Here is an 8,479-nt window from a genome sequence, read left to right on the forward strand (position 1 = left end):
TTACCGGCTGCGCGGCAGGACGGCGAGAGGGCGCCGCGCTATCCTCCCGCCCAGGGAGGACCCGCCATGACCACCGCACAATCTCCGGCCTGGGAGGTGCATCTGCTCGGCCTGACGTCCGGCACGCTGGAAGTCATCACCATGGGCGCGGGGCATCCGGTGGTGCTGCTGCCTTCTCTCGGCCGCGGGCAGGAGGATTTCGACGGGGTCGCGCCGCTCCTGGTCGCCGCCGGGCTGCGGCTGATCCGCCCCGAACCCCGCGGCATCGGCCGATCCGACCCGCTGCGCCCGGGCTCGACGCTGCACGACATGGCCGCCGACGTGATCGCGGCCATGGAAGCCGAGCGCACCGGTCCCGCGCTGGTCGCCGGCCATGCGGCGGGCAACTGGGTCGCGCGCATCATCACCCACACACGCCCGGACTTGGTGGCTGGCTGCGCCATGCTGGCGGCGGTGACCGGCACCACCGTCGCGCCGGAGATCAGCCGCGCCATCGCCGGCAGCTTCGACACCGACCTGCCGGCGGCGGAGCGGCTCGAACATCTGCGCCGTGGCTACTTCGCGCCGGGCAATGATGCGTCCGTCTGGCTCGGGGGCTGGCACAAGGACGTGGCGCTGGCGCAGCGCGCGGCGCGCGAGGCGACGACGGACCGCGCCTGGCTGCGCGCCGCGGAGAACCGCCCGCTGCTGTATGTTGCGGCCGCCGAGGACGCGATCGCGGCGCCGCCCTCCGAGGAGGAACTGCGCGACGCGCTCGGCCCCCGGGTCACGCGCGTGGTGATCGCGCGCGCCGGCCACGCCCTGCTGCCCGAGCAGCCGGACGCCACCGCCGCCGCGCTCATCGATTTCGCGCGGCGGATCTTCAGCGCAGCTTGATGTCGATGCGCACCAGGTCGCCGCGGTAGATCCCGTCCGCCACCAGCAGCAGCACGCCGCGCGCATCCACCGCCGCGCGGCGCACATGCGCGACGGGGGCGTTGAGCGGGATGCGCAGCGCGGCCGCCGTCTCGACATCGGCGCTACCGATGGTGAGCACCTGGCGCGCATCGGCCACCCGCACGCCGGGAATGGCGGCGACCAGCTTCAGCGCGGTGCGGCCGCGCAGGTCGTCGGCCGAGACCTTCGGGCGCAATCTTTCGTCCAGGTACACATCGGCCAGCAGGAAGGGTGCGCCGTCGCGCCAATGGCGCCGGCGGATATGCACGTAGCCCGCGGCGGGACGGCCGAGTTCGACCGGCGGCAGGTCGGCGGCCGGAACACCCGGCGTCTCGCCGAGGATCTCGATCTCGGCCCCCTCGCGCGAGCGCAGCAGGCCGGACCAGTCGGTCTCGACCTCGCACCACAGGCGGTTCGCCGCCGGCGTGGCGCGCACGAAGGTGCCGCGCGCACGGAAGCGCTCGATCAGCCCTTCCGCTTCGAGCTGGTCGAGCGCCTGGCGGATGGTGGCGCGCGCGACGCCGCATTCGGCAGCGAGTTCGTCCACCGTCGGGATGCGCGCGCCGGGCCGCCAGGCCCCCTGGTCGATGCGGCGCCTGAACAGCGTGGCGAGCTGGATGTAGCGCGCCACGGCGCTGCGACTGAAATCGACGGCGGCGCTAGGCACCGGCGGCCGCATTCACGAAGGGCCGCCCGGCGCGGAAGGCCTCGATGTCATCGAGGATGCGCGCGACCAGCGCGGCACGCGTCTCGATGGTGAGCGAGGCGGAATGCGGCGCCAGCACGACGTTCTCGAGCGACAGGAAGCGCGGGTCGAGGCCCGGTTCGCGCGCGAAGACATCGAGCCCGGCGCCGGCGATGGCGCGCGATTCCAGCGCACCGAGCAGCGCGGCTTCATCGACCACCGACCCGCGCGCGATGTTCACCAGCACGCCGCGCGGCCCGAGCGCCGCCAGCACGGCGGCATCCACCATGCCGTTCGTCTCGGCACCACCCGGTGTCGCGAGGATCAGCACGTCGGAGCGTTCCGCCAGCGCGCGGAGGTCGGGAATGAATGGCCAGGGCTGGCCTGGCTTCGGCCGCGGCCCAGTCCAGGCGACATCCATGCCGAGCCCCGCGCAGCGCCGCGCGATGGCCTGGCCGATCCGCCCGAGGCCGACGATCCCCGCCGCCTTGCGGTGCAGGCTGATGCCGAGACCCATCCGTTCGCTGTTCCAGCGCCCGGCGCGCACGAAGCGGTCGGCCTCGGCGACCCGACGCGCGGCCGCGTACATCAGGCCGATGGCGGCATCGGCCACGTCCTCGGTCATCACGTCGGGCGTATAGGCCACGGCAATGCCGCGCCGCGCGGCGGCGGGCAGGTCGATGCGTTCGAGCCCCGCGCCCTGGGAGGACAGCAGGCGAAGCTCGGGCAGGCGCGCGAAATGCGATTCCCCCGCGCCGGCGAGCGCCATGGTCACGGCGATGCGCACGCCCGGACGCGTCGCGCCCGGTGTGTCCTCGACCAGCGTGTGACGGGCCGCCAGCGCGGCGCGCAGGTCGGCCGGAATGGCGGAGAGCAGCAGGATGGTCTCGGTCATGCGATGGTGGTTCCCCGCGCCGCGATGCTGCCGCGCCGGCGCGCGATCATCTCCGGACCCATCGCGGCGAGCGCCCGGGCGAGACCACCGCGCGGTTTGGCGCGGAGCAGCCCGATGCGCGCGCGGGTGGCAGGGCCGGCGGGCACGCGGCCCGGCGCGACGAGGCGGGTGCGGCGATGCATCGCGCTATTCCAGCCGCATGCCCGTAACGCGCACGACTTCGCCCCAGGACTCGTAGGCGCCGCGGATGAAGGTGGCGAATTCCTCGGGCGAGCCGCCCACGATGCGCCCGCCCTGGTCGCGCAGCACGCGCTGCGTGTCGGCATCCTCGAGCGCGGCCTTCGTCGCGGCATGCAGGATGGCGATGCGATCGGCGGGAATGCCGGCGGGGCCGAGCACGCCATACCAGGTCTCGCTGATGAAGCCCGGCACGCCTGCTTCCACGGCCGTCGGCACCTCGGGGAGGAGGTCCAGCCGCTGCGGCGAGGTGATGGCGAGCGCGGGCACGGTCCCGGCGCGCACATGCGCCAGCAAGGCTGGCACGTCCGCCGCCAGGATCTGGATGCGCCCAGCGAGCAGTTCCGTCACCGCCGGCGCCGCGCCGCGGAAGGGCACGTGCGTGATGTCGATGCCCGCGCGCAGCCTCAACAGCTCGCCGGCCAGGTGCAGCGAGGATCCCACGCCCGCCGATCCGTAGGCGAGCTGCCCCGGCCGCGCCTTCGCCATCGCCACGAGCTCCGCCAGGTTGCGCGGCCCAAGCCCGGGCGCGGTGGCGACAATCTGCGGCACGCTCAACACCTGCGCGATGGGCGCGAGGTCGCGCCGCGGATCGTAGGGCATGTTCGGCTGGAGGTGCGGCAGGATCACCATCGCGCCGCTGCTCGCGAGCGCCAGCGTCTGCCCGTCCGGGCGCGACTTCGCGACATGCTCCACGCCGATCAGCCCGCCGGCGCCGGCGCGCGCTTCGATCACCACCGGCCTGCCGAGACGATCGCCCATCACGCGCCCGATGGTGCGCGCGATCAGGTCGGCCGGCCCGCCAGCGGCGAAGGGGACGACAAGGCGCACCGGCTGGTCGGGAAAGGCCTGCGCCCGCGCGCGGCCGGCCAGCGCCGGCAGCGCGAGGGCCGAGAGAGCGGTCCGTCTGCGGATCATGTTCTGCTTCCTCCCGTTGTCGTTGGCTCAGGCTGGTGGCGGCTGGTCGAACAATCCCTCCGGCGGCGCGCTCAGCTGCGGCGCGGCGTTGTCCGGCAGCGGGATCTCGTGCGCGTTCAGCGTCATCGCGACCATGGAGTAGTAGCCGACCAGCGCGGTCAGCTCGACCACGCCCTTCACGCCGAAGCGCTGCGTGACCTCCGCATGCAGCGCGGCGGGCACGGTGCCGTCGCGCAGCAGCAGGCGCGCGTAATCGTAGACCAGCGCGTCGTCGCGCTGCGTGAAGCGCGGCGATGCGCCGTCGCGGATGGCTGCGATGATGTCCGGCTCCAGGCCCGCATCGGCGGCGGCCTGCGCGTGGACGCTCCATTCCACCTGCGCCGACCAGCGCCGGCCCGTCACGATGATGGCGAGCTCCGACAGCCGCTTGCCGAGCGAGGTGCCGAAGCGCAGGGATTCCCCGAGCGCCGACCAGGCGCGCGCGAGGTCGGGCGCATGGATCGCCGCGCGCAGCGGCCCCACCACGCGCCCGCGCGGGCCGGAGACGACGCGGTCCCAGACCTCGCGCTGCGCGTCGCTTGCCAAGTCCTCGCGCGATGACGGCAGCGGGATGCGCATCTCAGCCATCCACCACGGGGGTGGCCTTCATCGAGGGGCGTTCGCGGAAGCGGGCCAGCCAGGCGGCGAAGCGGGGCGCGCGGTCGCGCCAGCCGAGGTCGGCGAAGCGGAAATCCATGTAGTCGCCGGCGATGGCCAGCGTGATCTGCGCGATGCCGACCGGTGTGGCGGCGATGGCGTCGATCTCGGCGTCGATCGCGCCCAAAGCGGAATTGGCTTTCACCGCGAAGGCATCGAGCAGCGCGGGCAGAGGGTGCGGCTTGTCACGCTCGTTGCGCCAGAGGATGAGCAGGTCGAGCAAGCCATTCGCCAGCGCGTGGCGGCGCAGTTCCGTGAAGCGCGCCATGCCCTCGCGCGGGATCAGCCGCCCGCCGCCGGCGAGGCTGTCGAGGTATTCCATGATGACCAGGCTGTCGTAGAGGATGGTGCCGTCCTCGAGCACCAGCGTCGGGATCTTGCCGAGCGGGTTCTCCGGCAGGAGTTCGATCGCAGGCTTCGCCATCGCGACCACGGTGCGCACGATGGTGATGCGGTCCGCGAGGCCGAGCTCATGCGCGGCGACCATCACCTTGCGTACGAAGGGCGATCGCGGGGACCAGTGCAGCTTCATCATGGTTGGCGATCCCCCTTGTGCCGTTAGGTCATATGTATGACTTTAGCGCGGGCGTCGCGCACGTCCAGGGAGGAAGGAACGGTCGCACGGATGCCGATCACCCATGACGCCGTGAAGGCGCTCTCGGCACAGCTATACGATTGGTCGCTGCGGCGGGTGCCGGCGGATACGCTGGGCGCGCTGGAAGGCGCGCTCGCCGCCGAGACACATCAGGGCGCGCGCGACGTGCTGCGCATGATGCTGGGCAGTGCGCGCAAGGCGGAGGCGGAGAACCGCTTCGTCTGCTCCGATGCCGGCGTGCCGGTGTACCACGTGACCATCGGCACCGCCGCGCGGATCGAGGGCGACATCAAGGCGGCGATCCGCGAGGGCTTCGACGAACTCGTGGAGCACATCGACCCGCCGCTGCTCAAGCACGTGACCAATCCGCTGACCAACGAGCGTGGCTACCATGGGCGCGACATGCCGCTGGTGACCTGGGATGTCGCGAGCGGTGCGGACTGGGTCGAGATGCTGTGCCAGCCCAAGGCGCTGGGATCGGGGCGCTGGGCGGCGCTCGAGACCTTCTCCTTCCCGACCCTCGCGCAGATCGAGGACTACGTCATGCGCGTGGTGCTGCAGGCGGGATCGCAGCATTGCCCGCCGGTGATCATCGGCGTGGGCATCGGCGGGTCCTTCGACGTCGCGGCGCGCATCGCGAGCAAGGCGACGATGCGCGCCATCGGCACCACCAACCCCGAACCCGTGCTGGCGTCGATGGAACAGCGCCTGCTGCGCGGGGTGAACGCGACGGGCTTCGGGCCGATGGGCACGGGGGGCGACACCACCGCGCTCGCGGTGCATGTCGATTACGCGGCGGGGCATGGCTACACGCCGGTCGCGGTCTGCTTCAATTGCTGGATCAACCGCCGCACGCGCGCGCGGCTGCATTCCGATGGCAGCGTGGAGCGCATGGAATGAGCGCGCCCGATGACCGGAGGGCGCAGGCGCAGCCGAGCACGGGAGGTCTGGATCGGCCGCGGCACTCTGGCATGAGGACCATGCGCTTCCCCATGTCGCGCGCCGATGCGCGTTCGCTGCGCGCCGGCGAGAGCATCCTGGTCGAGGGCGAGATCGTCATCACCGCCGGCCTGCCCACCATCCAGCGCCTGGTCGCCTGCGTCGAGGAATCGCGCGACCCGCCCATCGCGCTGGCTGGCGGATCGCTGCTGCATCTCGGCTCCTATAGCCGCGACACGGCGGATGGCGGGCTCGAAATCCTTTATATGAACCCGACCACCAGCACGCGCTTCAACCCGCTGATGCCGCGGCTGATCCGCCACTTCGGGCTGACCGCGGTGGGTGGCAAGGGCGGGCTCGATGCCGCCTGCACGGATGCGATGCGCGAGGTCGGCTGCGTCTACCTGTCATTCCTGGGCGGCGGCGCGCCGCTGCATACGGCGGCGATCAAGGCGGTGCGGCAGGTCGCCTACCCCGACCTGGTGGCGCATTACCGCCTGGTACGCCTCGCCGTCGAAGGTCTCGGGCCGCTTACCGTCGGCATCGATGCGCATGGCAATTCGCTGTTCGACTCCCTGCAGCAGCAGGCCGCCGACCGCATGCCCGCGATCCTCGCCCGCCTCGCCACCGACCGCGCCGCATCGTGAAGGAGTGCGCCATGCATGAAGCCCCCTGGCCGCCCGGCATCGAGCCCGTGGTGCCGGTGCCCGGCTACCCGAACACCTGGACCCATACGCCCGCGCGCGCACCCTTCCCGCGCGCACCGGGGGCGACGGAATACGCCGCGCCTGCCGCGCTGCACCGCAAGCTGCCGGATGGCGAGGCGAACCTCGCGGAGGTCGTGAAAGGCAAGCCCGCGATCGGGCAGTTGATGGAAATCAGCGGCCGTATCCTCGACGAAGCCGGGCGTCCGGTGGCCGGCGCGGTGGTCGAGCTGTGGCAGGCCAATGCCGCCGGGCGCTACGCGCACGCCATCGACACCAGTCCCGCGCCGCTCGACCCGAACTTCCAGGGCCATGGCCGCATCCGCACCGACGCCGATGGCCGCTACGCCTTCTTCACCGTGAAGCCCGGCGCCTATCCCGTGCCGGTGCAGGAGACCTGGTGGCGCCCGCCGCACCTGCATTTCTCGGTCTTCGGCCCGTCCTGCCTGTCGCGCCTGGTGACGCAAATGTACTTCCCCGGCGATCCGCTGAACGAGATCGACCGCATCCTGCAATCCATCCCGGACGCCGCGGCGCGCGCGCGCATGGTGGCGCGGATGCTGCCGCCGGCCTCGGTCGGGTCACGCCATCTCGGCTTCGTGCACGACATCGTCCTGCGCGGCCGCTTCGCGACGCCGGAGGGCTGAGATGCTGCCCACCTCCCAGCAGACCATCGGCCCCTTCTTCCCCAAGGGCTTCTTCGGCTCCGCGGACCACGACCTGACGCGCGTCAGCGCCGATGCCGAACCGACCACGCAGGGCGAGGCGGTGATCCTGCGCGGCACCGTCACGCGCGAAGGCGGCGCGCCCTGCGTCAACGCCATCCTCGAGATGTGGCAGGCCGATGCGGCGGGACGCTTCGGCGCCGACCCGGCCTTCCTCGGCTGGGGCCGCACCTTCACCGATGCGGAAGGGCGCTACGCCTTCCGCACCATCATCCCGGGTGGCTTCACCGATGCCACCGGCAGCCGCGCGCCGCATGCCAACATCACGGTGATGGGGGCGGGGCTGATGCGCCGCGTGCTGACCACGGTCTTCTTCCCCGGCTTCGACACCGCGCCGGATCCGGTGATGGCGGCGCTGCCCACCGCGCTGCGCCCGCTGCTGGTGGCCGAGCCCGCGCGGCGCGAGAAGGGCCTGCGCTGCTTCCGCTTCGACATCCGCCTGCGAGGCGAAAACGAGACGCCCTTCTTCGACCTGTAGCGCGCGAACGCGCCGGCGCGGGCCACGCGCTACCCAGGCGCCGACCAGGCGATCCGCCCGACCGTGCCGCAGGATGCGCATTCCGCCTTCCAGGCCGAATGATCCACGCCGCAGGCGCCGCAGCGCCAGCGTGGCGCGCCCTGCGCATTGGCTGCCGCGCGCAGCCACTTGGCCTGCGCCGCGCGCGCATCGGCGGTGTCGCCGTGCTCCACCTCCTCGAGCTCGGCCAGCATCAGGAAGGCGCGGCGGTCGGCGGTGCGGCTCGCGACCAGCGCATCGAGCTCGGTGCGCGCGCGCCCGGTCAGGCCGGCATCGATCGCCGCGCGCGCCATCAGCAGGCGGCTTTCGGGATGCTCGCGGTTGCGATGCGCCAGATCCTCGACCGCCTTCACGCGTGCCAGGCGGTCCTTCTCGCCGGCCAGCCAGGCCGTGCCGATATCGGGATGCGGCGCGGCCAGCCAGGATTGCTCGAGCACGCTGCGCGCGCGCCGTCCGCCGCCGGCATCGCCCAGCCGCTTCGCATGCGCGATCGCGCCGGGCGTGAAGCCGGCATCGGCGGCGAAGGCCTGCTTCTCGAAGTCCGCGGCGCGCGCCGGGTCCTCCTCCTGCAACGAGGCGGCCAGCGCCAGCGCGGCGCGCGGCGCATCGGGCGCGGCCAGCGCCAGCGCCTC

At 72.5% G+C, this 8,479-nt stretch carries 11 protein-coding genes and 1 pseudogene; 5 read left to right on the forward strand and 7 right to left on the reverse strand.

Translation table 11 applies throughout. The annotated features are described in order from the left end of the window. Positions 1-66: 66 nt before the first annotated feature. Entirely contained in the window at positions 67-876 is an 810-nt protein-coding gene (locus HW578_RS07185; RefSeq protein WP_198369866.1) for an alpha/beta fold hydrolase, read from the forward strand. Here HW578_RS07185 and HW578_RS07190 read toward each other — a convergent pair. From HW578_RS07190 to HW578_RS07215, 6 genes are read right to left on the reverse strand one after another with little or no spacing between them, the layout of a single operon-like run. Further along, positions 863-1,603: a GntR family transcriptional regulator gene (locus HW578_RS07190; protein ID WP_369407840.1), complete on the reverse strand. Its 741-nt coding sequence runs from the start codon at positions 1,601-1,603 to the stop codon at positions 863-865. The genes HW578_RS07185 and HW578_RS07190 overlap by 14 nt on opposite strands. Beyond that, the gene (locus HW578_RS07195) at positions 1,596-2,516 is read right to left on the reverse strand and encodes a 2-hydroxyacid dehydrogenase (protein WP_198369868.1); all 921 of its coding nucleotides are present in this window, start codon (positions 2,514-2,516) and stop codon (positions 1,596-1,598) included. The genes HW578_RS07190 and HW578_RS07195 overlap by 8 nt, the downstream gene beginning before the upstream one ends. Further along, positions 2,513-2,698 (reverse strand): hypothetical protein, encoded by a 186-nt coding sequence (locus tag HW578_RS07200; protein ID WP_198369869.1) that lies wholly within the window; start codon positions 2,696-2,698, stop codon positions 2,513-2,515. Before HW578_RS07200 ends, HW578_RS07195 begins: the two co-directional genes overlap by 4 nt. 4 nt (positions 2,699-2,702) lie before the next feature. Next, complete coding sequence (locus tag HW578_RS07205; protein ID WP_198369870.1) at positions 2,703-3,671, reverse strand: Bug family tripartite tricarboxylate transporter substrate binding protein; 969 nt, start codon at positions 3,669-3,671, stop codon at positions 2,703-2,705. Between the two features lie 27 nt (positions 3,672-3,698). Next, positions 3,699-4,289, reverse strand: a complete 591-nt coding sequence (locus HW578_RS07210) for a carboxymuconolactone decarboxylase family protein (RefSeq protein ID WP_198369871.1) — start codon at positions 4,287-4,289, stop codon at positions 3,699-3,701. 1 nt (position 4,290) lies between these two features. Continuing rightward, positions 4,291-4,902 carry a glutathione S-transferase family protein gene (locus HW578_RS07215; protein WP_232478749.1) on the reverse strand — a complete coding sequence of 204 codons (612 nt, stop codon included), beginning with the start codon at positions 4,900-4,902 and terminating at the stop codon, positions 4,291-4,293. Positions 4,903-4,992: 90 nt separating this feature from the next. Between HW578_RS07215 and HW578_RS07220 the strand changes: the two genes are divergently transcribed. The 4 genes from HW578_RS07220 to pcaG all read left to right on the forward strand — a co-directional run bounded on the left by HW578_RS07220 (position 4,993) and on the right by pcaG (position 7,808). Continuing rightward, entirely contained in the window at positions 4,993-5,862 is an 870-nt protein-coding gene (locus tag HW578_RS07220; RefSeq protein ID WP_198369872.1) for a fumarate hydratase, read from the forward strand. A 71-nt stretch (positions 5,863-5,933) separates the two neighbouring features. After that, positions 5,934-6,548, forward strand: a complete 615-nt coding sequence (locus HW578_RS07225; protein ID WP_198369873.1) for a fumarate hydratase C-terminal domain-containing protein — start codon at positions 5,934-5,936, stop codon at positions 6,546-6,548. Positions 6,549-6,559: 11 nt separating this feature from the next. Continuing rightward, complete coding sequence (locus tag HW578_RS07230; protein ID WP_198369874.1) at positions 6,560-7,252, forward strand: dioxygenase family protein; 693 nt, start codon at positions 6,560-6,562, stop codon at positions 7,250-7,252. Position 7,253: 1 nt separating this feature from the next. After that, positions 7,254-7,808, forward strand: a complete 555-nt coding sequence (pcaG, locus tag HW578_RS07235) for a protocatechuate 3,4-dioxygenase subunit alpha (RefSeq protein WP_198369875.1) — start codon at positions 7,254-7,256, stop codon at positions 7,806-7,808. Between the two features lie 29 nt (positions 7,809-7,837). Here pcaG and HW578_RS07240 read toward each other — a convergent pair. After that, positions 7,838-8,479, reverse strand: a pseudogene (locus tag HW578_RS07240) (heme biosynthesis HemY N-terminal domain-containing protein); the annotation flags it as partial.

The sequence above is a fragment of the Roseomonas rosulenta genome (assembly GCF_016106005.1).
Lineage (GTDB): Bacteria > Pseudomonadota > Alphaproteobacteria > Acetobacterales > Acetobacteraceae > Neoroseomonas > Neoroseomonas rosulenta.

Coding starts and splice junctions, on each gene's coding strand:
- HW578_RS07185 (WP_198369866.1), top strand. CDS start 67: ATGACCACCGCACAATCTCCGGCCTGGGAGGTGCATCTGCTCGGCCTG.
- HW578_RS07205 (WP_198369870.1), bottom strand. CDS start 3,671: ATGATCCGCAGACGGACCGCTCTCTCGGCCCTCGCGCTGCCGGCGCTG.
- HW578_RS07200 (WP_198369869.1), bottom strand. CDS start 2,698: ATGCATCGCCGCACCCGCCTCGTCGCGCCGGGCCGCGTGCCCGCCGGC.
- HW578_RS07215 (WP_232478749.1), bottom strand. CDS start 4,902: ATGATGAAGCTGCACTGGTCCCCGCGATCGCCCTTCGTACGCAAGGTG.
- HW578_RS07195 (WP_198369868.1), bottom strand. CDS start 2,516: ATGACCGAGACCATCCTGCTGCTCTCCGCCATTCCGGCCGACCTGCGC.
- HW578_RS07225 (WP_198369873.1), top strand. CDS start 5,934: ATGAGGACCATGCGCTTCCCCATGTCGCGCGCCGATGCGCGTTCGCTG.
- HW578_RS07230 (WP_198369874.1), top strand. CDS start 6,560: ATGCATGAAGCCCCCTGGCCGCCCGGCATCGAGCCCGTGGTGCCGGTG.
- HW578_RS07220 (WP_198369872.1), top strand. CDS start 4,993: ATGCCGATCACCCATGACGCCGTGAAGGCGCTCTCGGCACAGCTATAC.
- pcaG (WP_198369875.1), top strand. CDS start 7,254: ATGCTGCCCACCTCCCAGCAGACCATCGGCCCCTTCTTCCCCAAGGGC.
- HW578_RS07210 (WP_198369871.1), bottom strand. CDS start 4,289: ATGCGCATCCCGCTGCCGTCATCGCGCGAGGACTTGGCAAGCGACGCG.